Below are 24,581 nucleotides of genomic sequence, written 5' to 3' on the forward strand. Positions count from 1 at the left end.
ATCCTCCTTGGCCGATGACGGTGGCGTACGTCAGGATCAGCACCATGGACCTGCTGAACACACTGGTGGACAAGGGACTACGGCGCGAGGTGCCGTCCCGTGACGAGGCGCTCGCCGTGCTGGCGACGTCCGATGACGAACTGCTCGATGTCGTGGCCGCGGCCGGAAAGGTACGCCGCCGGTGGTTCGGGCGGCGGGTCAAGCTCAACTACCTCGTCAACCTCAAGTCGGGCCTGTGCCCCGAGGACTGCTCGTACTGCTCCCAGCGGCTGGGCTCGAAGGCGGAGATCCTCAAGTACACCTGGCTCAAGCCCGATGACGCCGCCAAGGCGGCCGCCGCCGGGGTGGCCGGCGGCGCCAAGCGCGTCTGCCTGGTCGCCAGTGGCCGCGGTCCCACCGACAGGGACGTGGAGCGCGTCTCGGAGACCATTTCCGCCATCAAGGAGCAGAACGAGGGCGTCGAGGTGTGCGCCTGCCTCGGACTGCTCACCGACGGCCAGGCCGGCCGGCTGCACGCGGCGGGCGCCGATGCCTACAACCACAACCTCAACACCTCGGAAGCCACGTACGGCGACATCTGCACCACCCATGACTTCGCCGACCGGGTCGCCACCGTCCAGCAGGCCCAGGCCGCCGGCCTGTCGGCCTGCTCCGGGCTGATCGCCGGGATGGGCGAGAGCGACGCGGATCTGGTCGATGTCGTCTACGCGCTGCGCGAGCTGGACCCCGATTCCGTCCCGGTCAACTTCCTCATCCCGTTCGAGGGCACTCCGCTCGCGGAGGAGTGGAACCTCACCCCGCAGCGCGCGCTGCGCATCCTGGCGATGGTCCGGTTCGTCTGCCCGGACGTCGAGGTCCGGCTGGCCGGCGGCCGCGAGGTCCATCTGCGCAGCATGCAGCCGCTCGCTCTGCACCTGGTCAACTCCCTTTTCCTCGGCGACTATCTGACCAGCGAGGGCCAGGCCGGCAAGGACGACCTGGCGATGATCGCGGACGCCGGTTTCGAGGTCGAGGGCACGGACACCACCACACTCCCCCCGCACCGCACGGGTGCCGCTGCGGCCCCGGCCACCGAGGCCACCGGCACACCCCCCGCACCCGCCCCCGCCCCGGACGAGGCGACCCGGCAGGGTCTGGTCGCGGTCCGCCGTCGCGGCGCCGGCACCGACCTTCCGCCCAATGCCTGAGCCGCTCACCCCCGGGGAACTGCTCACCCTCGACCGGGAGCACGTCTGGCATCCGTACGGACCGATGCCCGGCCGCACCGAGCCGCTGCTGGTCGAGTCGGCGTCCGGCGTCCGGCTGCGGCTGGCCGAACCGGTCGAGGGCCGGACCGAGCTGGTGGACGGGATGTCGTCGTGGTGGTCGGCGGTGCACGGCTACCGCCACCCGGTGCTCGACGACGCCGTGCGCGGGCAGCTGGACCGGATGAGCCATGTGATGTTCGGCGGGCTCACCCACGAGCCCGCCGTACGGCTCGCGAAACGGCTGGTCGACATCACCCCGCAGCCGCTGCGGCACGTCTTCCTCGCCGACTCCGGTTCGGTCTCCGTCGAGGTCGCCGTCAAGATGTGCCTCCAGTACTGGCGCTCGGCCGGAAAGCCCCGCAAACAACGGCTGCTGACGTGGCGCGGCGGCTATCACGGCGACACCTGGCAGCCGATGTCCGTCTGCGATCCGGACGGCGGGATGCACGAGCTGTGGCAGGGCGTGCTGCCCCGGCAGATCTTCGCGGACGCGCCGCCGCCCGGCTTCGACGCCGCACCCGACGCGGCGTACGCGGCGCAGCTGCGCGAGCTGATCGCCCGCCACGCCGAGGAGCTGGCGGCGGTGATCGTGGAGCCCGTGGTGCAGGGCGCGGGCGGTATGCGCTTCCACTCCCCCGCGTATCTGCGGGTGCTGCGGGAGGCGTGCGACGCGCACGGTGTGCTGCTCGTCTTCGACGAGATCGCGACCGGCTTCGGCCGTACGGGCACCCTCTTCGCGGCCGAACACGCCGGTGTCGCACCGGATGTGATGTGCGTGGGCAAGGCGCTGACCGGCGGGTACCTGACGCTGGCGGCGACGCTGTGCACGACGGCCGTCGCGGACGGCATCTCGCGCGGCGCGCTGCCGGTGCTGGCGCACGGCCCCACCTTCATGGGCAATCCGCTCGCCACCGCCGTCGCCGGCGCCGCCCTCGACCTGCTGCTGTCCCAGGACTGGGCCCGCGAGGTCGCGCGGATCGAGACCGGGCTGCGCGACGGCCTCGCGGCGGCGGAGCGCCTTCCCGGGGTGCGCGAGGTACGCGTCCTCGGTGCGATCGGCGTCGTCCAGCTCGACCACGAGGTGGACCTGGCGGCCGCGACCCGGGCGGCGGTCCGGGAGGGCGTATGGCTGCGCCCGTTCCGGGATCTCCTCTATACGATGCCGCCGTACATCACCGGCGACGAGGACGTGGCGCGCATCTGCGCCGCGGTGTGCGCCGCCGCCCGTGCGGGCTGAACTCCCGTGCGGTGGAGGCGACTTGACCCGCCTCCGCCGCACAGCCCCGGCCGGGGCGCCGCCGCACCCCCGCTCCCCATGGCCGCCCACCCCTGGCCACTCATCCCCCAAGCCATCCAACCCGCAAGTCATCCAACCCACAGTCGGAGGAACGCCATGTCGGTGCTGTTCGTGACGGGCACGGGCACGGAGATCGGCAAGACCGTCACCACGGCCGCGATCGCCGCGGCGACGCTGGTCCGGGGCCGCTCGGTCGCCGTACTCAAACCGGCGCAGACCGGCGTCACCGCCCACGAGACGGGCGACACGGCGGAGGTCGAGCGGCTGGCCGGCCCGGTCACCACGGTGGAACTGGCCCGCTATCCCGAGCCGTTGGCACCCGCGACGGCGGCGCGGCGGGCCGGGCTGCCGCCGGTCGGCCCCGTGGAGATCGCCGAGACCGCGGCCAAGCTGGCCGCCGCGCACGACCTGGTGCTGGTCGAGGGCGCGGGCGGGCTCCTCGTACGCTTCGACGCGCACGGCAACACCCTCGCCGACGCCGCCCGGCTGGCCGGCGCCCCGGTCCTGGTGGTCGTCGAGCCCGGCCTCGGCACCCTCAACGCGACGACGCTGACCGCCCTGGCCCTGCGCTCGTACGGACTCGACTGCCCCGGCATCGTCATCGGCAGCTGGCCCGCCGCACCCGGTCTCGCCGCCCGCTGCAATCTCGCCGAACTGCCCGACGCCGCGGGCGCCCCGCTCCTGGGCCTCGTACCGGAGGGCTCCGGCGCACTGCCGCCGGCCGCCTTCCGCACCGCGGCGCCCGGCTGGCTGGCCCCCGAACTGGGCGGCTCGGACACCTTCCGGATCCCGGCCTGACGGTGCCGGACGGCGGGAGGGCGCTTACCTGGCGGACCGGGCACACCGCCGCACCGCGCCCGGGAACACGGCCACCGGGCCCGACCGTCCGGACTCGCCCCGGCGAGCCTCCTGTCCGGCCGGCCGTCGTCATGTCCGGTGGACATCGCGACTCATCTGCGCGACGTCCGCCGTTGACTCCCCTGTCCCGGCTGACACCCGGCCATGCGCGCGGTTTCCCTCTCGGCGACGCTCCCGTGGGGGCGTGACCCGGATACACGTCAACGGGGCACTGGGATGTTCTGATGCGGCTGGTGCTGCCGGTCTTCCGTATCGGGGCAGGGCGCGCAGGCCGCCGTCCGGCTCCTGGAGTGGTGGTCCGCGAGCCCGATCCCGAGGACGGCCGGGCTTCGGTGATTCACATGTCCACGGCCGGAGTGGCACAGCTGGACGCCTGGGCGCGGGCTCAGGAGCGGCGTTTCACGTCGGCTCCGGGCGCCCTGGGGCCGCAGGATCGTGAAGCGGTGCGGGCAGCGTTGCCCGCTCTGTTCACACTGGCCGAACACTTGCATGACCCTGCCGACAGCTGACCCTGCCGACAGCTGATCCGGCGGCCCGGGAGCGCCTGCCGGACACCCTGGCGCGGGTGCGATGTCCGCCTGCCCGGCGCGCATCCTTCGCACCACGTCGCTCCTCCATGGCCGTCCGCTGTCGCCCCTGCGATGCGCTGCCCGACTCGCCCGGCCCTCCCGTCTCGCACGCGCGGGCTTCCGCGCGCCTGGCTGTGGGCCGTCGTCGGCCGGGGTGCTCAGGTCAGTTCGCCTGCGGGGAGGTGTGCCTTCACCTCGTATGTGTCTGTACGAGGACCCGCCGTGAACGTTCCGTCCACCGCCCGGATCCGTTCCGCCGTGCCTGTGGTGCCGGTGCCCGAATACCCTCGCCGGCCTCGCGATCGGGACCAGGATGCGGATCGGTCTCGATAGGCAGGGCGGAATTACTCTCGTTCGGTGTTATCCCAGGTCGAACGCGTTGCGTAGGCCCAGGCGATGGCGAATGGCATCGTCGGCCTTGAAGGGTTCGAATTCCGGGGCCTGATAGGGGCGCAGGAGCGCGCAGCGCTCGGCGCGGGACCCGGTCTCGTCCAGCAGCGCGTTCACGGCCCGCCTTGCCGCCTCATTGGCGCCCTCCATCGTCGCCAGGTCGATATCGACGGCCACGTAGTCCCCGGCGAGGAAGAGGTTGGGGATCGCAGTGCGGGCGGTGGGCCGGTTGAACCAGGTGCCGGTGGGGTGGATCAGCAGCTGCTCGTCGTTGGTGGGGTTGGAGGTGCCCAGGCCGTCCACGGCCGGGTCCAGGAACCACGAGTGCAGTGTGTTGTCCCGCAGCACCGCGGCGCCGGTGTCGTTGAGCCCTGCCTTCATCTGTGCCCACACCTCGCGGGCGACCTCGTCGCGAGTGCACTCCTTGGCCGTCTTGCCGTAGAGGATTCCCGGCTTGTCCCACTCGGAGATGTCGACGGACAGGCAGTCGGCGACCGTCCCGTCCCCGTAGTCGGCCGGGAAATTCCGCGCTTTCCAGTATTGGGCCTGGCCGACGGAGGTCAGCGCCCAGGGTGAGTCGATGTGGTCGACATGGCCGTGGATGACCGGTGTCGGCTCGGTGAGATAGAACTGGATGCCGGTCATCCAGTCCGTCTGTAGTTTGTCGCAGCGCGCCAGTTGGGGATCGGCGGCCCGTAGGGTGGCGTCCCAGGTCTTGCGGGCGTGCTCGACCGGCATCGCCTGGACGAAGTAGTCCGCGGCGATCAGCTGCCGTACGCCCCGAGGGTCCGTCACCACTGTCTCGGTGATCCGGCCCCCTGCCAGCTTCAGCTCGTTCACCGACCAGCCGACTCTGAACTCCACGCCCAGAGAGCGCAGATAGGTCACCCACGGGTCGATCCACGCCTCGTTGGTGGGCAGGTTCAGGACCCGGTCCGGCTGGCCGTCCGCACCCCGCCCCAGCAGGTTGAAGATGAACGCCTCGACGACAGACGCCACCGTCCGGGTGCTGGCTATCTCCGCCTTGGTCGCCACGATGTTGCGGGTGATGCCGATGGCCAGCAGCCGCTGGTAGTCGTACGACATCCGCGCGGCGTTCAGATACGTCCACCACGGAACCCGCTCCCAGGTCTCCCGGCGGCGGGCGTCGCAGCTGGTGAGGTAGACCAGCAGCCGGTTGACGAAGTAGGCGGCCTCGTGCGGCGGGATGTGCACGGCGGTGTCCAGCAGGCCGATGAGCATCCGCGTGAACGAGTCGGGGGTCAGAACCGGCGGGGCAGTGCCGATGGTTTCGAAGGGAAAGCGGAGATCCTCGCGGCCGCCGGTGCGGGCCAGCATCACCTCGGTGGAGGCCACCAGGTTGTCGTGGCAGCCGTTGGCGTTGCCGGGGAAGGGGATACGGCGCAGCGTGTCGGGAAGGTTGTGGTAGATCCCCGGGATGAAGCGGAAGCCGTGTTCGCCGGGCAGCGGCTTGCGGCCGCCGCGGGCGCTTTCCGGGACGTCCATACTGCGGGCCTTGCCGCCGAGCCCGTGCGGTTTGCGCTCGTAGACGGTGACGTGGAAGCCGCGTTCGGCCAGCTCGTGCGCGGCGGTCAGACCGGCCACCCCGCCACCGAGGACGGCTACCCGGCGGGCCGCCCGCGCCGCCCTTCCGGCGGTACCGCGCGGGGCCGCGGTGGCCTCGCTCGCGGAGGAGAGGGCGTTGGTGGTGAGGGCCAGCGCACCGCCCACGGCCCCGCTGAGGAAGCCCCGCCGCGTGCTTGATCCGCTACCGCTACGGTCCATTTCGGCCCCTACCCTCGGTAATACCTCGCGCAGGAGCCTAGGAGAGCCACATGCAGCACGGAAGGTCACTGCCTCACCCTGCGTACATTGGCGTGAAAGCAGCCTCCGGTGCGCGACAGGCTGGTGTGATGCGCCAGCAGAGGTGGTCTTAGGTCTGTAGGGCCGACGGCGGATACGGGGACACCGCCGCCTTCCGGCCCGGCCTCCAGGAACGCGAGCTGCACTACGCGGTGGGCATCTCCAGCACGGTGACCGCCCACCCCGGCGACGCCGTGCCGCACACCCCGCCCTACAACGGGACCGGCCGCCCGCCGGTGGCGAAGTACCCCGATGCTGCCAGGCGCGTGAAGCAGCCGTCCGTCGGTGCCCGACGTTCTCCGGCCAGACTCGCGCAGTGGCGCGAGGGCTCCCGGCCCGGCTCCGGCCGCAGTGACCTCAAGCGCATGTACGGGCAGCTCGTCGCTCTGCGGGTCCGCCCCGCCGGACGCGAGATCCGCAAAACCGTTGCCGGCCCGGAACTGCCCGCGTGCCGGCTGCTGGCCGAGTGGCCCGCCACCGAGCCGGAGCCCGTCCGGTTCTGGTGCGGGACGCGGCCGTCGAGCATCGTCGCCTTGATCGAGAAATACGTGGTTTTCGCCTGCCACCTGCGGTGATACAGCCCCACCAGCTCGCGGGCGGGGTACCCCTCCACATCGAGCGGGCTGGTGATCAGCCGCCCCGGCTCGTGCCGCGTCGTGCCGTCCGCGAGGGTGATCTCAGCACTGCGGCCACCACGTCGTGGACAGCGCCCGGCCGACGCACGATGCGTCCGTGATCCACGCTGTACGGGGCCGCGTCAGCGGCTGGTGCATCAGACGATGCACGCCGAAGGATACGAACCACCTGGCCGGGCCCGGACCCTCCGACGCTCACAACAGGGAGGATGGCGGAGATGGACATCCGGCAGCTTGAGTACTTCCTCGCCATCGTCGACCAGGGCGGCTTCCACCGCGCGGCAGCTGCGCTGTATCTGTCGCAGCCCGCGCTGTCGCAGACGGTTCAGGCACTGGAACGTGATCTGGGCAGCGCCCTCTTCCACCGGATCGGCCGCCGGGCGGTCCTCACCGAGGCGGGCGAGGCTCTCATCGAGCCTGCGCGCGCAGCCGTACGCAGCCTTGAGACGGCCCGGTCCAGCGTCGCCGCCGTCCACGAACTGCGCGAGGGCCGACTCGATATGGCGGCGATGCCGTCGCAGGCAGTGGAGCCTCTGACGTCGATGATCCGCGCCTTCAGCGGCCGCTGGCCGGGGGTGGCGGTGGTCATCAAGGCCGCCTTCACCCCCCAGGACGTCGTCGACATGGTGCGCACCGGTGCGGTCGAGCTGGGGCTGCTGGCCGCCTCGGGGCGGCCGCCGGACAAGGACGTGTCGGCCCACCTCGTCGGCGCACAGCGTTTCGTACTGGTGGCGCCACCTGACGGACCGTTCGCCGGCCGGGAGTCGGTGGACTGCCGGGAGCTGGCAGGGCACCGGCTCATCGTCGGGCAACGAGGGACAGGAATGCGGGCGTACGTCGACGGACTGCTGGAACGCGAGATCACCTTCACCATCGCCGCCGAGACCGAGCACCGCGTGGCCATCCTGCCGCTGGTTCTGGCGGGGGTGGGCGTGGCCGTCGTGACAGAGTCCTGGCGGGTCATGGCCGAGCGCGCCGGCGCGCGAGTGCTGGACATCGAGCCGACGCGCACGCTCGCCGTCGGGCTGATCAGCCGCCGTACCGGACTGTCCCCGGCCGCTGAGGCGTTCCTGAAGACCGCCCTGCCCGTTCACGACAGCTGATAAGTACTGCTTATAAGGCAGATCAGGACTGCGTCTTGGACGCCGTGGCGGGCCCGTTGCTGGAATCGATGCATGACGAACCACCGCATTGCCCTGATACCCGGTGACGGCATCGGCGCCGAGGTACTGCCCCCCGCTCAGCAGGCCCTCGACGCCGTCGGCAGCCGCCACGGCTTCGGCTTCCACTACATCGCCTACGACGACTGGTCCTGCGAGCGGTACCTGCGCGAGGGCACGATGATGCCCGAAGACGGCCTCGACCAGCTGCGTGACAAGGACGCCATCCTGCTCGGCGCGGTCGGCTACCCGGGCGTGCCCGACCACGTCTCACTGTGGGGGCTGCTGATCCCGATCCGCCGCGGCTTCCGCCAGTACGTCAACCTGCGGCCGATCCGTGTCTTCGAGGGCATCGACAGCCCGGTGCGCGACGCGGTGGCGGGAGAGGTCGACTTCGTCGTGGTCCGTGAGAACGTCGAGGGCGAGTACAGCGAGATCGGCGGACGCCTCAACCGGGGCTTCCCGGAGGAGATGGCCGTACAGGAGGCCGTGTTCACCCGTGCCGGAGTGACCCGCGTCCTGGACTACGCCTTCGACCTGGCCGCACAGCGCGGCGGGAAGGTCACCTCGGCCACCAAGTCGAACGGCATCGTGCACACCATGCCGTTCTGGGACGAGCTGGTCGCCGAGCGCGCCGCCGCTCACCCGCAGGTGGGCTGGGACCAGGAGCACATCGACGCGCTGGCGGCCAAGTTCGTCCTCGACCCGGCCCGCTTCGACGTGGTCGTCGCGTCCAACCTCTTCGGCGACATTCTCAGCGATCTGGCTGCCGCGGTGGCCGGATCGATCGGCATCGCACCGGCCGCCAACCTCAACCCGGAGCGCGAGTTCCCTTCGATGTTCGAGCCGGTACACGGCTCCGCGCCCGACATCGCCGGCCAGGGCATCGCCAACCCGCTGGGTGCGATCTGGTCGGCAGCCATGATGCTCGACCACCTCGGCCACCCCGAGGCCGGCAAGGAGGTCACCGACGCCATCGCGGCGGTCCTGGCCAAGACGGACGTCCGCACGCCCGACCTGGGTGGCACCGCCACCACGGCGGAGTTCACCGACAAGCTCCTCGAACTCCTCTGAGCTGATCGCCTTCCCCTGGCCGGGGCGGCGTGGACGACGCCGCCCCGGCCCGCTCCCCTTTTCACCTTCTCGCTGGACGGCCCTTTCCGTCCGCTCCCGAGCCGCGCCCTCCCACCGGCCCCGCCCGCGGGACCGCCCTGCGCTTCGGCTGCGCCCATTTCTCAAAGAGGAGTAACGCCATGGCAGCACCCGCGTCCTCCCTCCCACCGCAGACTGAACCCGCTGCCAGGCCCTGGTACCGGCAGCTGTACTTCTGGGTCCTGACCGCGATCGCCACCGGCATCATGACCGGCTGGTTGTGGCCGTCGGTGGGAGTCGCCCTGGAACCGGTCGGCACCACCTTCGTGGCCGCCATCAAGATGCTCATCACGCCGATCGTCTTCCTGACCATCGTCGCGGGCATCGGCGGCGTCGACAGCCTCGGCAGGGTCGGCCGCGTGGGGCTGAAGTCCCTCGCCTACTTCCAGGCGGGCACCCTCGTCGCCCTCCTGGTCGGCCTCATCGCCGTCAACCTCTTCCAGCCCGGCGCCGGGGTCCACGCCCACCCCGGCGACCTCCACCTCACCGGCGACGCCGCCCGGTACGTCAAGGACGGGAAAGGCCAGAGCTGGTGGCACTTTCTCACCGACCTGGTGCCCACCAGCGCTGTCGGCGCCTTCGCCGAGGGCAACATCCTCCAGGTCATCTTCTTCGCGGTGCTGTTCGGCATCGCCCTCAAGGCAGTGGGACCGATCGGTGAACCGATCGTGGACGGGGTGACCCGGCTCAGCGCCGTGGTCTTCAAGATCCTGCACTACATCATGCTGGCGGCTCCGGTCGGTGCGTTCGGCGCGATGGCCTTCACCATCGGCAAGTACGGTGTCTCCACCCTCACCAGCCTCGGCCAACTGATCGCGCTCTCCTACGGCACGTCGGCGTTCTTCGTCATCGTCATCCTGGGCAGCGTGACCGCCTTCCTCAAGGTCAACATCTTCCGGCTGTTGCGCTATCTCCGGGAGGAACTACTGCTCGTACTGGGCACCTCCTCCTCGGAGAGCGCCCTGCCCCGGCTCATGACCAAACTCGAAGGACTCGGCATCCGCCGCGACATCGTCGGCCTCACCGTGCCCACCGGTTACTCCTTCAACCTCGACGGCAGCTCCATCTACCTGTCCCTGGCCGCCGTCTACATCGCTCAGGCCACCGACACCCCGCTCAGCATCGGCCGGCAACTCGGCCTGCTCGCCGTCATGATCCTCACCTCGAAGGGCTCCGGCGGCATCACCGGCGCCGGTTTCATCGCCCTCGCCGCCACCCTTTCCACCGTCGGCACCGTCCCCGCCGCCGGCATCATGCTGATCTTCGGCATCGACAAGTTCATGTCCGAATGCCGCGCACTGACCAACCTCGCCGGCAACAGCGTCGCCACCCTCGTCGTCGCCCGCTGGGAACGCGTCCTGGACGTCACTCGCGTCAACGAGATGCTGCGGAGCAAGACGCCAGTCGCCTTGGGCACGCCGGAAGCGACGGAGCCCGCACCTGCCCCTCCGGCCACCCTCACCAAGGCGTAATCCCTGGCCGTGCTTGACGCCTCCGCACCCCTGACGTCCCGGGTTCGCTTCTGTCGCGCCCAGAGCCCGGACGGCGTACGCCCGATGCGTACGCGCACCGAGGCCCGGCCGGATGTCCGGCCGGGCCTCCACGTGCCGGGTCAGCGAGCAGCTGCGCCGATCAGCCCGGCAGCCCGGCAATGCTCCACCAGCCGGTCGAAGACCATCCGCTCCAGGCCGTGCCCGCCGGTACGGGCACGGAACTTGCTCAGCACGGTGAAGCCGAAACCGGTGCCAGCTCCATGCCGAGGGCACATTTTCAGTCGATGGCGCGCATGGCCATCGCGGCAGCCTGCCGATCAGTCAGGTTCTCGGTGAACTGCGAGACAGTGACCAGCGACAGCACGTCTGGAGGCATCCCCGGGGCGCCGCGCGCGCCGAAGGAGCCGACGAACAGCTCGCCGGCGAACACCTCCGCCAGCCGGTCACGGACCCTGATCGGCAGACTGCCGTCGGGGAATGCGGCACGGGCCACAACCGCGGTCCGCCCCCGGAACCGGCGGCAGGCCCTTGGACCGCACCGACATGGCGTCACTCCCACGGACACAACACGGCATGTTCCCGGCCGCAGAAGCGATCACGCCGCCGGCGAGGAGTCATCCGCAGGCAATTACTGAGGTTTTCAGGGTGGGTCGGTGTGGCGAGTGTCAGTCCGGTCCCGGCCAGGCATCCGTCGACGAGGTGGTGGTGGAGTTGGATGTGTCCGAGCCTCGGCGGAGCGTTCGGGTGAGGTGGTCCGAGTTCTCGAAGGCGGTGTTCGCATGGACGCGTCGTCAAAGAACCCGGGATGGGCCCAGTGCTGCCGGTCGCGTCCGCCGACGGCGAGTCGCCGTGGAGTGCCGGCTAGCAGCGGGAGGCGGGCTGACGCGGCGTCAGAGTGCAAATCGCGACGGGAACAACCCGCGCGGCCCTTCGCCGACCGGATCCCCGGGGAGTTCCCGGACTCGCATCGGCCGGGCGGGGCCTTCCCGGGCGCAGTGGAGAAGCAAGGGGCACCAGATCCCGGCACCTGCACCGATGTACGGCGGCGCGTGACGCCTGCGGTGCGCGCCGGTCGTCTCCGTGGTCCACGGCGCGCCGCGGGTGCCGGGGCCTTCCGGAGCCAGGCGGTGGGTGCCCTCCGGGCAGGGCGTGCGGGACGCTCCCCGCCCTGTGACCGCGCTCGCCCCAGCGTGTGGGGGCAGCGCATCAGGGCCCTCCGCGAGCGTTGACTTCGCGACAGGCATGGCATGAGCATGTTGGGTGGTGAGCCGGCGTCGAAGAATGACGCACAGGGGTTGCCCCTCCCTCGCGCGCTCCCGGAACGCTGTGAGGACCGCCTGTGGTGCTTAACGATCCCGCGGCGCGGCACGACGTGGCACGCGCGGCCCGTCTGCACCTCGCCGACGGCGGCAGCGTCGTCCTGCACGGCCCGGCCGGCATCGGCACCTCACACCTCCTCGGCGGCCTCGTCGACGCCGCGCGCGCCCGCGCCGAGACCGTACTGTGCGCCGAACCCACCGCCTCCGAGGGCGAGTTGCCGTTCGCCACGCTCGCCGACCTGCTCGACTCGCTGCCCGGCGAGGAACTGGCGCGGCTGTCCGCGCCGCAGCGGTCCGCGCTGCGCGTCGTCCTGCGCCGTGAGCCCCCTGCGGCGGGCGCGCCGGATCCGCTCGCCCTGCGCCTCGGCACGCTCGCGCTGCTGAGCGGCCTGGCCCTCGGCGGTCCGGTGCTCGTGGCCATCGACGGGGCACACTGGGTGGACCGGCCGAGCGCCGAGATCCTCCGGTACGCCGCGCGCCGCCTGCGCTCCGCGGGCGTGCGCGTGCTCACCGCGGAAACCTCCGCGCACGGGCAGGAGGCCCCGGCGGGCGCGGCCTTCTGTCCCGGCCCCGTGCTGGAGCTGGCGGTGCCGCCCGCGGGCCTGTCGGAGCTGCGGGAGATGCTCGGCGACCGGGAGGGCCCGGCGCTGCCGGGCTGGCTGATCCGCCGGGTGCACGAGGCGAGCGCGGGGAACCCCGGGCGACGCCCTGGAGATCGTCCGCGCACTGGACTATCAGGCCGAACCACTGTCGCGTGACCGACCGTTGCCCGTTCCGGCCCGCATACGCGACGGGCTCGCCAAGCGGCTGTCGGGCACCGGACCGGACGGGCGCTCGGTGCTGCTGACCGCCGCCTGCACCCGGCGGTTCACCGTCGGCCTGCTGCGCTGCGCGGCCACCGCGGGCACCGTGCGGCAACTGCTCGGCGGCGGAGCGGCCGACGGCACGGGCGCGGCGCCGGGCGCCCGCCTCGCGAGGCTGTCCGCCGACGGCGACCCGGTGTCCCGCACCGTCGAGAACGCCCTCGCGGCCGGTGTCCTCGTCGCGGACGAGGGCGGCGTCCGTCTCCGTTTCGCCCACCCGCTCTTCGCCTGCGCCCTGTACGCCGGGGCCACCGCGGCCGAGCGGCTGGACGCACACGCGCGGCTCGGGGCGGTGACCGCCGACCGTGCCGAACGTGCCCGGCACCTGGCCCTGTCCGGCACGGAACCCGACGAGGGGGTGGCCGCGTTCGTGACCGCCGCCGCCGAAGAGATCGCCCGGCGGGGCGCGCCCGATGCGGCGGCCGCGCTGGCCCGCCTCGCGGCGGCCCGTACCCCGGCGCGGTTCACCGGCCGCCGCTGCGAACGCCTGCTGGCCGGCGCCGGACACGCGTACGCCGCAGCGGACCACGAACTCTGCCGCGAGCTGGCGCTCGCCGCCGCCGCGGATGCCGACACCCCAGGCCGGCACGTACGCGCCCGCATCCTCGTCATCACCGCTGCCGACCAGGCGCTCTCCGGCCTGGACGAGGTCTTCGCGGAAGCCTTCGCGCACGCCGGAGACGCGCCCCACGACCGGGCCCACCTGCACTATCTGCGTGCCTGCAAGGCCCACATAGCCGACGGCGACACGGCCGTCACCTGGGCGGAGGCCGACCGGGCCGCGACCCAGGCCCGGCGCGGCGGCGACCGTACGACCGAGGTACTGGCCCTGGCGCTCCAGGCGTTCGTCGGCACCCTGCTGGGCCGCACCGACGCCACCGAACCGCTGGTCCGCGCGCTGGCCCTGCCGCAGGACACCGGGCCGACCTGCCACAACGGCCCCCGGGCGATCAAGGCCAGGCTGGACTTCTTCGCCGACCGGCTCACCGAGGCGAGCGACGAACTCGACGGGCTGCTGCACCGCGCGAAGACGGCCGACGACGCCGAGGACACGGTCTTCCTGCTGTGCGCGGCCATCGATGTGGAGGTACGGGCCGGGCGCTGCGGGCGGGCGATGGCCGCCGCGCGCGAGGCACTGTGCCGGGCCCGCGAGCTGGGCGCGCACCTCGGGCAGGCATGCTATGCGGCGGCCGTCGCCGAGGCGGCGGGCGGCGACCTGAACCGGGCCGCGGCGCTCGCGCACGAGAGTGTCCGGGTGGCGGACGCGGAGCGGGATCTCATCTACCTGCCGCTCGCCCTCTGCCTGTTGGGGCAGGTCCGGATGCGGGCGGGCGACGCCGCGGCGGCCGTGGACTGCCTGAGCCGGGCGCGGGCCATCGCCCGGCGGCGCGGCATCGTCGATCCCGTCCCGGTGCCGTGGCCGTCCGACCTCGCCGAAGCGCTCATCGCGGCGGGCGAGCACGAGCGGGCCGCCGCGGTCATCGACGAGGTACGCGACACCACGCTCCGCCTGGGCAGAACGGGCGCCGCCATGTCGCTGCTGCGGGCCGAGGCGCTGCTGCGCGCCGGTTCCGGCGACCTGGCCGGCGCGGTGTCGGACCTGAGGGAGGCGGCCGAGCGGCACCAGAGCCTGGGGCTGCCGCTGGAGCACGGCCGCGATCTGCTGGCCCTGGGCGCCGTGGAGCGGCGCCGACGGCACGTCACGGCGGCGCTGACGTGCTGGCAGGACGCGGCGGCCGTGTTCGAACGGGCCGAGGCCCGCCCCTGGCTCGACGGGGCCCGTGCCGCGATGCACCGTTTCGCGCACGTCGAGGACGCGGCGGGCGGCGGCGACGCCACACCGGCGGTGCCGTGGCGGTCGCTGACCCCGGCCGAGGACCGGGTGGCGCGGATGGCCGGCGACGGCGCCACCAACCGCGAGATCGCCGCGCGGCTGTTCCTGTCGGCGAAGACCATCGAGTCGACGCTGACCCGCGTCTACCGCAAGCTCGGCATCCGCTCACGCGCCGAGCTGGTCGGACTGTTCCGGCACACCGCCGACGAACCGCGGAGCGCCCCTCGACGCTGAACGCGGCGGAACGGGTCTGCCCACGTCGCACCGCCCCCCAACACCGGCCGCCACCAAGTCTTTTGGCTGTGCCCGGGCGTATGAGGGGGGTACCGGAGAACCCCTTGCTCTGGGGGCGAGGGGGTTCTCCGCCGTGCCGCGGCGGCTCCACCGTTGTCTCGTTCGTCCAGTCGGCCGACGAGTTCCGCCCGCACCGGGAGGTGTGGTGCGGCCCCTCGATACGACCTCGACGGCCGCCCCCCACATGTATTGCCCGGCCTCATCAGCCGGGTGCGAAGGAGACACCATGATTCTGCGGAATCGCAGGACGCCTTCGGGAGCCATGCAGGCGTCCCCGCCCCCGCCTCCCCGGCGGCCACGGTCCGTGGCACTCGCCGGGCTCGCTGCCGCCGCCTGCCTGGCCCTGCCGCTGGCGGGCACCGCCGTTGCTGCGCCCGCGCCCGCCGAGCCGGCGGGCGGCTACGGCTCCCGGCTCGACTTCAGCGAGCAGACCCAGGTGCAGGACCAGTGGTGCTGGGTCGCGACGGGCCTGTCGGTAGCCCAGCACCTGGGCTACGGGCAGAACACCGACCAGAACACGTTCTGCAACCTCGCGCACGGCCAGGACGGCAACACCGCCTGTCCCAACCGTCCCGGCGAACTCACCGACGTGCAGAGCGCCTGGTCAGGGCTCGGCATGAGCCCCGGCAACGTCACGGGCGTCCTCCCCTTCTCGACGGTCGCCTCGTCCGTCGACGCCAACTCCCCCGTCGAAGTCGGCATCTACTGGACCGCAGGCGGTGGCCACGCGAACGTCCTGTACGGCTACGACTCCGCCAACGGCACGATGCTGTACGCGGACCCCTGGCCCTCCAACCCCCGCTACGGCGAGATGGACTACTCCACGTACGTCAGCAACAACCAGTTCAACTGGGCCGAGTCCCTGTACGGAGAGAAGTGAGTGTGATGACGGACAACTCCCCCTCGCGCCTTCGCCGTCTCGGCGGCGCGGCGCTCGCCGCGAGCCTCGGCGCCCTCGTGCTGCTGCCCCCCACCACGGCCTCCGCCGCCGGTGCCTCCAGCACATTCCTGGCCGGATCGGTGACCACCGCCGACCGCGACGCGGCCAGGCAGACGCTCGGCAGCCAGGACACCACGGACAGGCTGGCCGCCTTCTTCGTCCACCTGCACGAGCACAAGGCGTCGAAGCACGGCACCATAGCCGACTCGAAGGTGACCCGGCAGGACGCCGCGGCGCAGGCGCCGGAGCTGGTCGGCTCCGCCCTGCCCGTCTACTCCCTGGACCCCGGCTTCGTCCGCGGCGAGCGTGCATCGGCGCCGGTCGCGCGGTTCTCCTACCTGGCCGCCGAGGCTCGCTCGGCGACGGGCGAGACCGCGACGGTGTGGACCGTACGCAACGCCCGCACACACCGGTGGGACGTCGCCAACGTCCTTTCGGGCTCCGACGAGCTGACCTACACGCGCCGGGCCCAGGGCGCCGCAGTCTTCACCGAACCGCAGATCGCCGCGTGGTACAAGCTCTCCGGAGACCGCGTGCTGCCGCTCAACGACAGTGCCCGGCAGTCGGTCGGCGCCCACGGGGTGACCACACAGGCGTACCGGAAGCTCGTCCACACGCGGTACGCGGACAAGCTGGCCGGCTCCGAGTACCAGCGCTCCGGCAAGCTCGGCGGCTTCTCCCCGCGCACGGCATCCGCCGCGGCCACGCCCGAGCGCCCGCCCGCCGGCACCTCTGTCGCGGCCCTCGCGGCGGCGGGCGGCGGCCTGCTCCTCGGCGGCGGCGCCTACCTCGTCCGACGCCGCCGCGGAGCGACACCTGCGTAGCGACATCCGCGAAGCGCCCGCACCCGGCACCTGCTCCCGGCCCGCCGGCCCCGCTTCCCCACCGGGCCGGCGGGCCGGGAGCGGGTTGCGGCCCGGGGAGCGACGAGGAGCGGGTTTCCGACGCCCTGCCACTGCGCCTCCTCCGCCGTGGATGCGAAGCCGCATGAGCGGGCCGTCTCCGGCGGCGGCCTCGACGGCGAGCGGCTCCCAGGACGGCACGGCGCAGACATCGCCGCGCGACAGCGTCCGGGTGCGGTCACCGATACGGACGGTGCCGCTGCCTCGAAGACCTGGCACACCGACGGACCGGCCTCGCGCCGCACCCGCGTCGCGGCGCCGGAGCGCGGCCGGTGGAACTCGGCCCGGATCGTCGACATCACGTCGCCGCCGCTCGTCGGGTTGCTGAAACGCACCGCCGCGTGGCCGGGCCCGCCGGGCACCCGGGTGCCCGGCGGACTCCAGAGCGAGCTGATCACTGAGGGCCGCGTCGGTCTGCTCCCCACGGCGGGCGGCGATCAGCGAGCTGATGGTACGTCCGCTCGGTGCGACCGGCAGCAACCCCGAGCCCCGGGGCCCGGCTGCGCCACCCTTGCCGCGCGAGCTGATGGAGCGCTGCGGCGAGACAGTCGGTCTCCAGGTGCGCGTCGGCACCCAGGCCCGTTTCCTGGCCACAGTCGAGTGCGGCCGCGTCCTGCGCGTCGAGACCGCGAGGCCGGGTGCTGCCCGCCCACCTGGCTTCGGGCGGCAAAGCCCTGCTTCCAGGCCCTGGTCGGAGAACTGTCCGTCCGCGACCAGGACTTCCGCGCGTGGTGGGCCTCCCACGACCCCGACCAATCCATAGCCTGCTCATCCGGCCCAGGTTCCTGCGGCCCGCCCGCCCGGCGCGACCCGGCCGGCGAAGCTTTTACGGTCGCCGGTGTCGCGGGTGATCGCGAGGCCCGGTCACGCGACCAGGCGCAGCCAGGCCGCCGCGAGTGCGGCGTGACAGGCCCCGCCGGGGTGCGCCGAGGGCCGGGAGCACCAACAGTGGAAGGTATGAACGACAGCATCCTCTTCCTGAACGTCGACGACCCGCAGACCGGCCACCTGGCGCTCGACTCACTGCGGCAGGCGCACGCCGACGGCGAGGTGAAACTGCGTGAGGGAGCGGTCATCGCACGTGACGCCGACGGCGTCCTCGATTTCCCCGACGCCGTCGACAGCACCGGCACCGCCCGCGCCTTCGCCGCCGGCGGCCTGATCGGCGGGCTCCTGGGCATCCTCGGCGGCCCACTCGGCGTCATGATCGGCTTCGGCGCGGGCGGGCTCATCGGCGGTGCCCATGACGCGCGCGAGGCGACCGCAGCCAACGCGGCGCTGGAGATCCTGGCGGCGGAGGTGCCGCCGGGAAGCACTGTGCTGGTGGTCGAACTGGTGGAGGACGATTCATCGCTCGCCGACGGACTGCTCGCCCCTTACGGGACGGCCACGCGCTATCCCGCGAGGGACATCCGCAAGGAAGTGGAGGAGGCCATCGCGCAGAGGCATTAGGCCGGGCTCAGCTCTGCTGAGCGGGTACCAGGTCGACGATCTGCGCCTGGTTGTGGTCCCTCTTCGCTGCCAGGGCATCGAAGCGGGCGTCGACCTCGGCGAAGCCGTCCCGCACCGCCGGCCGGGCCGCCGCCGTCATCGGCGCCGGCCCACTGCCCACTGCCCACTGCCCTCAGACCGTCCACGGCGGGCAGCGGTGCGGTGTGACGTTCAGGCGTTGAGATCCAGGACACGGACCGGTTCGCCCGCCCACCGCGCCGGAGCGGTGGGCGCGACGATCGCTCCGTCAGGCCGCCGAGGCCGCGTACGACGCCGTTCCCGGCGGCCCCGAGACCCCCGATTCCGGAGCGCCGCACGCCGGCTAGACGGGAGGTGCCAGGGGTGTGTGGCGGATCAGTCCGGTGCGTTTGACGGTCGCCAGCAAGGGAGTGGTGTCGATGGCGGTGATCCCGCCCAGGGCGCCGACGGTGGCGGTCAGGAAGGTGTACAGGGCGTCGAGGTCGGCTGCGGCAAGGGCGATGAGGAGGTTGGCGCTGCCGGTGGTGGCGGCGGTGAACCGGACCTGCGGGTGGGCGCTGAGGGCCGTGGCGGTCTCCTGGAGTGCGCCGGGTTGCACGGTCATCCACAGCAGGGCCTCGGCGTGCACCCCGAGCAGGGCGAGGTCCACCTCCGTGGCCAGGCGTACGACCTGGCCGCGTACGAGGGCGTCGAGTCGGCGGCGGGCGGTGAGCGCGGTGGTGCCGGCGCGCTGGGCGAGGTCGGCGTAGGTGGCCCGGCCGTTCTCGGCGAGGGCCGAGATCAGGGCGGTGTCGATGCTGCCGAGGGACACCGGAGCCGCTGCCGGCAGTCGCGGGGCGGGGTCGAGCCCGGCGATGTCCTGGGGCGAGAGCAGGCCGGCGGTCCAGTGGAACGAGGTCGGGAAGACACGCAGCAGGGTGTGGGCGGTCCAGGAGCCCACGGCGTCGGTGGCGGGCAGGTCCCGCAGCAGCAGGGTGTTGCGGGCGGTCGGGCCGTCGAGGAAGACGATCGTGGAGATCTCGTCGCCGCCGAGGATGTCGACCCAGACGGTGTCGGTGCGGCGGGCCAGGGTGCGCGCCACCGCGCGGATCCTGTTGGGGCGGCAGCGGATGCGCAGCGCCATCGGTATCAGGTGCGGGAAGTGTGCCGGGTTGCGGACGGCGGTGGCGCGCAGGGTGCCGTCGGCGTACAGCGGGGTGGCGCGGCGTACGACGGTGCGCTCGGAGATGCCCAGGCAGCGGCCGACCGCACGCCAGGAGGCGCGGGGCAGGGCGAGCAGGGCAGCCGTGATCCGGCGATCGGTCTCGTCCAGCGTGTGGCGCACAATCTGCATAGTAGGTCGCAGTAGTGGCGTATTTCCTGCACGCAAGCCGCTGAAGGTGCGTGAATCACGCTGCCTGCCCGTACAACGGTCCTGTCAGCGGACGTGGTGGCAGGCACTCCCGGCTTACCGCCGCCCAGGACGCCGGCCCCGCGCGCTCGCCACCTCCGGCGGCTCCGGTGTCCGGGCGGTCCGGCTGCCGGTCGGCCCCGCCGCCGCCTCGCTGCACGCGCCGAACGAGAACGCCGAGATGCTGTGGAGTGACCATGACCGATCACGGTGCCGATCTGCTGATCCGGGCCGCCGCGGTGCACACCCTGGTGCCCGGCCAGGACCCGCAGCGGGTCCTGGCGGTCCGGGGCGACCGCATCGCCGCCCTGTCACCCGACCCCAGGGCGCTGGACCACTGGGTGACCGCGCGCACCACGGTCCTCGACCTGCCCGGGGCCACCGTCCTGCCCGCGTTCGACGACACCCACACCCACCTGGTCTTCGCCGGGGACGGCGCCCACGACGTACCCGTCCACCAGGCCCGCACCGTCCCCGAATTCCTGGACCTGATCCGGCAACGCGCCCGGACCACGCCCGAAGGCCGGTGGATCCGCACCACCGCCAACTGGCAGGAACTCAACCTCGCCGAGCGGCGGATGCCCACCGCTGCCGAACTCGACCGGGCCACCGACCGGCACCCGGTCCTGGTCAGGCGCGGCGGCCACAACGCCGTCGTCAACTCCTACGCGCTGCGCCTCGCGGGCATCACCGAGGACACGCCCGAGCCCCCGGGCGGGGTGATCGGCCGCGACGGCGACGGCAGGCTCAACGGCCGGCTGATCGACAACGCCACGGGCCTGGTCGAGCGCCTGGTCCCCGCACCGGAGCAGGCCCGGCGCGTCGACGGGCTGCGCCTGGCCAGCAGCCGGTACGCCGCCACCGGAATCGGCACCGTCCGGGACTGCATGGTCACCCTCGACGACTACGCGACGCTACGGGCCGCCCGGCAGCAGGGCGCGCTCAGCACCCGGGTGCGAGCCCTGATCTCGGCAGTCGGCCTGACCGGCGCGGCGCAGGTGGAGGAGTTGCTCGACGCCATGGCGGACTGGCGGTACAGCGCCGACCCGTGGCTGCGGGTGTGGGGCGTGAAGTTCATGATCGACGGCGGCCTGGAGGCCGGGGCCACCGAGGAGCCCTACGCATGCGACCACGGCTTCCGTGGAACGCTGACCTGGGAGCCGGACGCGCTGGTGGAGGCGGTCGAGGCGGTGGTCCGCCGCGGCTGGCGGGCCGGCACCCACGCCTACGGCGACCGCGCCGTCCGCACCCTCCTCGATGTCTACGAACGCGTCCTGCGGCGCAACCCCGGCCTGCCCGCAGGGACGCTGGTCATGGAGCACGGCGGCCTGGCCGGCGCCGAGCAGCGCGCCCGCGCCGTCGCCCTGGGCGTCCCCGTCACCATCCAGCAGCCGCTGCTGCACGACACCGCCGAGGTGGAGCTGGGATTCTGGGGCCCGGAACGCGTCGCCGCCCTCTTCCCGGCCCGGGGCTGGCTCGACCAGGGCGCCCTGGTCACCGCCGGATCCGACTTCCCCGTCGGCCGGTTCGGCGCCATGCGCTCCGTCTGGGGCATGACCACCCGCCAGACCGTCATCGGAGTGCAAGGCCCCCAGCACGCCATCGGCTACGACGAGGCCATCGCCCTGCACACCACCCAGGCCGCCCGCCTGCTCGGCGAGGACCACCTGCGCGGCACCCTCACCCCCGGCCGACTCGCCGATCTCACCGTCTGGGACCAGGACCCCGCCCACTGCCGGACCGACTCCCTGCGCGACCTCGACCCCACCCACACCCTCCTCGGCGGCCGCCTCGTCCACAGCCCCCGCCCCGTCGGCTGACCCCGGCAGCCACCCGGCGACCGCGGTCAACGGCGAGGACCGGCTCCCGAGGTTCAACCCCGCGAGCCGGTCCGGAGAAGGGTTGCACCGGCGTTCTCGCCGCCGTCGTCCCGGCGGTTCACCTCCGCCTGCGCGGAAAGCACCTCCGCCGGCACCTCGGAGCGGGAGCACGGGTACAGCGCCGAACCGGCTCCGCCCGCGACCGGCCCCCGCGAGGGGAACCGGACCTCGCGTTCGCCGGGCACCCGCGACTCGGCGTCGTCGCCGCCAGCGGAACATTCATCGCGGCCGGTGCCACACCCGGCCGGCATGGTCACCGCCGAAGCCAGTCCACCGCCTGAGCTGCGGCGAACCCGATGAAGGCGTCCCGCTCGGGAACTCTCGAACGGGCATCGACGGCCCTGGTGAAGACGCCGACCGCGTACCGGCCGCCGTCCGGATACTCCACCACGCCGATCTCGTTGCGCAGTGAGGGCAGCGTTCCGGTCTTGCCGCTGGTCCTGACGTCGTCGTCCGCGAAGCCGGAGCGCAGCCGGTGCGGCCACACCTGTAGCTCCATCCAGCGCCGGACGTCGGCGCACGCCGCCGCGGGCGCCGCTTCGTCCCGCCAGATCAGGCCCAGCAAGCGGGTGCTTTCCGCGGCGGTGGTCCGGCAGGTGTCCTGGGGTGTCAACGCACGGAGTCCGGCGAGCTGTTCGGTCGGCAACGCCGCCAGAATCCGCTCGTCGTCCTGGTAGTCGATCCCGAGGTCCTCCCCGATCGTGCGCAACAGCTCCCCACAGTCCTGAGGGACGGCCGTGTGGGGCAGGTCGAGCCGGCGCAGCGACTCGGCGACCGCGGCCTTTCCCACCTTCCCGACGATCAGGTCCGTGGCGACGTTGTCGCTGATACCGATCATCAGCACGGCCAGGTCGTACCAGGACATCGTGACCTCATGGCGGAACGTCGCGAGGCCGTACGGGCTGGCGGTCGGATGTCCCGGTGCCACCTCGATGCGCTCGGCGAGGTCGACTTCCCCGGCGGCCGCCTGCCGGGCAAGCTCCAGTGCGACGGGAACCTTGAACACGGACGCGGTGACCACCGGCTCCGCGGCGTCGATGCCCACCTGCCGCGGGCCGTCCAGATCGGCCGCGTGCAGCCAGACCCGGACGCCGACTTCGGCCGCGCGGCGGGTGATCGTCTCTATCAGCTCTGATTCGGTGACCATGGGGGGGATCGCTCCTGTCTGTCCGGTATGGACCGTCTACTGGGAACTGGCCGGCGTGAAGGTGAACTGTTCGGCGCGCTGCGGGACCCAGAGCGCGATCACCGCGGCGAGCAGCGTGGTGCCGATGAGGAAGCCGAACGCCGCGCTGTAGGAGAACGTGTCCGTCAGCCAGCCCATCGTCACCGGGGCGACCACGCCGGCGACCTGGCCGCCGAAGTTCATGATCCCGGAGCCGAGGCCGGTCACCGCGGTGGGAAGCACCCGCAGCGGAAGGCCGAAGATGCACATCGTCGCCATCCCGGACACCCCGACGGCCAACGTCTCGTAGAGGGTGAACTCCGCTGTGCTGTCCGCCGACACCATCAGGACGAGCAGGACCGCGGTCACCATCGCGATGGACACCAGGTACCGCCGGGCCTTGTCATGGAAGTACCGGTCGAACAGCCAGCCGCCGAGGACGGTCGTGACGACGCCGACCAGCATCGGGATCGCCGCCAGCACGCCGGTCTGGTTCAGCGACAGGTGTCTGGCCTCCAGCAGGTAGCTGGGCACCCAGGTGATCAGGCCGTAATTGAGCATGTTCACCAGGCAGAACAGCAGCGCGAACTTCCACACCACAGGGGACTTCAGCAGCTGTGCCCGCGAGATCTCGGGCGTCTGCACGACCGTGCGGGGAAGCCGGCTCAGCCGGTCCGGCAGTGCCTTCGGCAGCATCGCCCACACCGCGATGCCGATGGCCGCGCCGCAACCCGCCATCCAGAAGAAGGTGTGCCGCCAGCCGACGGCCATCAGCAACGGGCCGACGATCAGGGGTGCCAGCCCGGCCCCGATCCCGCTGGCGGACATCATCACGCCGGTGGCGGTCGCCCGGTTCGCCGGTGTCGTCCGTTCCGCGACGGCTTTGAACGACGCCGCCGGGAACACGCCCTGGCAGACGCCGAACAGGCCACGGACCAGGAGAAGCAGACCGAAGGTGCCGGCCATCCCGGTCAGCGCGGTGAACGCCGACCACAGTACGAGCGTGACCAGCATCGGTTTGCGGGAGCCGTATCGATCGGCCAGGAGCCCCGCCGGGATCTGGCAGATCATGTAGACCAGCGCGAACACGGCGACCAGCAGGCCCTGTTCGGCCTTGCCGAGCCCGAAATCCCGTCCGATCGACGACAGCGCCATGCTGATGGAGAACCGGTCGATGTAGTCGACCGACCAGGCGAACAGCATGACCACCATCGTGATCAGTGCTGTCCGGTTGACCCGAGCCGGTGTCCAGGTGTCCTCGGTGACCACCGCCGTCATGGATACCTCCGTACCGCTGCGTCGAGGTTGGTGGCCATCCTGAACATCAGGTCACGCAGCCGGTTCGTGGAGTTCCACAAACTTTCCGGTGGTGTTCGGGCGGTACCGACGAAGGCATTTCGTTGCTGTGTCCGGATTCCGCTCACTGTGGTGGGCCGAACGGAGGTGGCGACAGCGGGAGTTGCCGCATCAACGCGAACCGCTCGCCGGGTCGTCGAGGTGATCCCGCCGACTTCGGCGGATCCAGCAGGAGCCCATGGACGTGGACCTCCGCCGCCGTGACGACCCGTCGGGCGCCCCCGTCGGTGAGCGGCACCCACAGCGCCCGGTCCGCGCCCTCGCGCGAGCGGCCGAGCCCGGCACCGTCGAGGGCGGGCCGATGCCGATCGCCCGGCGTCCGCGCTGGGCCGTCCCCGACGCCCCCCGGCGGGCGGGGTTCGGAGCGCGGCGGCCTGCGCCCACGAGGCGCCCCGGGCCGGTCCGAGCGGGGTGACGCCAGGCTTGCCGGCGGCCCGCCGGATTTCCCCGAGGTCTTCGAGGACGCGTGCCCGGCCTGTGTATGGCTTGCCAGGCACCGGTGTC

At 72.3% G+C, this 24,581-nt stretch carries 19 protein-coding genes and 1 pseudogene; 14 read left to right on the top strand and 6 right to left on the bottom strand.

Features of this window, described 5'->3' with window-relative positions; all coding sequences use genetic code 11:
- Positions 1-44: 44 nt before the first annotated feature.
- From bioB to ACLJWH_RS26645, 4 genes are all read left to right on the top strand, one after another.
- Complete coding sequence (gene bioB / locus ACLJWH_RS26630) at positions 45-1,187, top strand: biotin synthase BioB (protein WP_411144283.1); 1,143 nt, start codon at positions 45-47, stop codon at positions 1,185-1,187.
- Positions 1,180-2,484: an adenosylmethionine--8-amino-7-oxononanoate transaminase gene (locus ACLJWH_RS26635; RefSeq protein ID WP_411144284.1), complete on the top strand. Its 1,305-nt coding sequence runs from the start codon at positions 1,180-1,182 to the stop codon at positions 2,482-2,484. Before bioB ends, ACLJWH_RS26635 begins: the two co-directional genes overlap by 8 nt.
- A 156-nt stretch (positions 2,485-2,640) precedes the next feature.
- Complete coding sequence (gene bioD / locus ACLJWH_RS26640) at positions 2,641-3,342, top strand: dethiobiotin synthase (RefSeq protein WP_411144285.1); 702 nt, start codon at positions 2,641-2,643, stop codon at positions 3,340-3,342.
- A 284-nt stretch (positions 3,343-3,626) separates the two neighbouring features.
- Positions 3,627-3,911, top strand: a complete 285-nt coding sequence (locus tag ACLJWH_RS26645; protein WP_411144286.1) for a MarR family transcriptional regulator — start codon at positions 3,627-3,629, stop codon at positions 3,909-3,911.
- Between the two features lie 420 nt (positions 3,912-4,331).
- On the opposite strand, the gene ACLJWH_RS26650 is transcribed toward ACLJWH_RS26645, so the two are convergent.
- Complete coding sequence (locus ACLJWH_RS26650) at positions 4,332-6,146, bottom strand: FAD-dependent oxidoreductase (protein ID WP_411144287.1); 1,815 nt, start codon at positions 6,144-6,146, stop codon at positions 4,332-4,334.
- Between the two features lie 173 nt (positions 6,147-6,319).
- On the opposite strand from ACLJWH_RS26650, the pseudogene ACLJWH_RS26655 reads away from it, so the two are divergent.
- From ACLJWH_RS26655 to dctA, 4 genes and pseudogenes are all read left to right on the top strand, one after another.
- Positions 6,320-6,799, top strand: a pseudogene (locus ACLJWH_RS26655) (transposase); the annotation flags it as partial.
- A 278-nt stretch (positions 6,800-7,077) separates the two neighbouring features.
- Entirely contained in the window at positions 7,078-7,962 is an 885-nt protein-coding gene (locus ACLJWH_RS26660) for a LysR family transcriptional regulator (RefSeq protein ID WP_411144415.1), read from the top strand.
- Between the two features lie 72 nt (positions 7,963-8,034).
- On the top strand, positions 8,035-9,093 hold the full coding sequence (locus ACLJWH_RS26665; protein ID WP_411144288.1) for a tartrate dehydrogenase: 1,059 nt from the start codon (positions 8,035-8,037) through the stop codon (positions 9,091-9,093).
- Positions 9,094-9,272: 179 nt separating this feature from the next.
- Positions 9,273-10,643 (top strand): C4-dicarboxylate transporter DctA, encoded by a 1,371-nt coding sequence (gene dctA, locus ACLJWH_RS26670; RefSeq protein WP_411144289.1) that lies wholly within the window; start codon positions 9,273-9,275, stop codon positions 10,641-10,643.
- A gap of 298 nt (positions 10,644-10,941) precedes the next feature.
- Here the strand turns inward: dctA and ACLJWH_RS26675 are convergent, their stop codons facing one another.
- Positions 10,942-11,157, bottom strand: a complete 216-nt coding sequence (locus ACLJWH_RS26675) for a hypothetical protein (protein ID WP_411144290.1) — start codon at positions 11,155-11,157, stop codon at positions 10,942-10,944.
- Between the two features lie 849 nt (positions 11,158-12,006).
- Here ACLJWH_RS26675 and ACLJWH_RS26680 point away from each other — a divergent pair.
- From ACLJWH_RS26680 to ACLJWH_RS26700, 5 genes are all read left to right on the top strand, one after another.
- The gene (locus tag ACLJWH_RS26680; protein ID WP_411144291.1) at positions 12,007-12,741 is read left to right on the top strand and encodes an ATP-binding protein; all 735 of its coding nucleotides are present in this window, start codon (positions 12,007-12,009) and stop codon (positions 12,739-12,741) included.
- A gap of 7 nt (positions 12,742-12,748) precedes the next feature.
- Positions 12,749-14,914, top strand: coding sequence for a LuxR C-terminal-related transcriptional regulator (locus ACLJWH_RS26685; protein WP_411144292.1), 2,166 nt, complete (start codon positions 12,749-12,751; stop codon positions 14,912-14,914).
- A 286-nt stretch (positions 14,915-15,200) separates the two neighbouring features.
- Positions 15,201-15,854 carry a papain-like cysteine protease family protein gene (locus ACLJWH_RS26690; protein WP_411144293.1) on the top strand — a complete coding sequence of 218 codons (654 nt, stop codon included), beginning with the start codon at positions 15,201-15,203 and terminating at the stop codon, positions 15,852-15,854.
- 5 nt (positions 15,855-15,859) lie between these two features.
- A complete protein-coding gene (locus ACLJWH_RS26695) occupies positions 15,860-16,738 on the top strand; it encodes a hypothetical protein (RefSeq protein WP_411144294.1) in 879 nt (292 codons plus the stop codon).
- Between the two features lie 1,035 nt (positions 16,739-17,773).
- Positions 17,774-18,268, top strand: coding sequence for a DUF1269 domain-containing protein (locus tag ACLJWH_RS26700; protein WP_411144295.1), 495 nt, complete (start codon positions 17,774-17,776; stop codon positions 18,266-18,268).
- Positions 18,269-18,275: 7 nt separating this feature from the next.
- Here ACLJWH_RS26700 and ACLJWH_RS26705 read toward each other — a convergent pair whose 3' ends face one another.
- Complete coding sequence (locus ACLJWH_RS26705; RefSeq protein WP_411144296.1) at positions 18,276-18,428, bottom strand: hypothetical protein; 153 nt, start codon at positions 18,426-18,428, stop codon at positions 18,276-18,278.
- Positions 18,429-18,629: 201 nt separating this feature from the next.
- Positions 18,630-19,619 (bottom strand): Lrp/AsnC family transcriptional regulator, encoded by a 990-nt coding sequence (locus ACLJWH_RS26710; protein ID WP_411144297.1) that lies wholly within the window; start codon positions 19,617-19,619, stop codon positions 18,630-18,632.
- A gap of 254 nt (positions 19,620-19,873) precedes the next feature.
- Here ACLJWH_RS26710 and ACLJWH_RS26715 point away from each other — a divergent pair, with 254 nt between their 5' ends.
- The gene (locus tag ACLJWH_RS26715; RefSeq protein ID WP_411144298.1) at positions 19,874-21,496 is read left to right on the top strand and encodes an amidohydrolase; all 1,623 of its coding nucleotides are present in this window, start codon (positions 19,874-19,876) and stop codon (positions 21,494-21,496) included.
- A 313-nt stretch (positions 21,497-21,809) separates the two neighbouring features.
- On the opposite strand, the gene ACLJWH_RS26720 is transcribed toward ACLJWH_RS26715, so the two are convergent.
- Both ACLJWH_RS26720 and ACLJWH_RS26725 read right to left on the bottom strand, forming a co-directional pair.
- Positions 21,810-22,703, bottom strand: a complete 894-nt coding sequence (locus ACLJWH_RS26720; protein WP_411144299.1) for a serine hydrolase — start codon at positions 22,701-22,703, stop codon at positions 21,810-21,812.
- A 36-nt stretch (positions 22,704-22,739) separates the two neighbouring features.
- Entirely contained in the window at positions 22,740-23,999 is a 1,260-nt protein-coding gene (locus tag ACLJWH_RS26725; RefSeq protein ID WP_411144300.1) for an MFS transporter, read from the bottom strand.
- Between the last annotated feature and the right edge of the window lie 582 nt (positions 24,000-24,581).

The organism is Streptomyces sp. x-80 (assembly GCF_046549095.1).
In the GTDB taxonomy this organism is placed as follows: Bacteria; Actinomycetota; Actinomycetes; order Streptomycetales; family Streptomycetaceae; genus Streptomyces; species Streptomyces celluloflavus.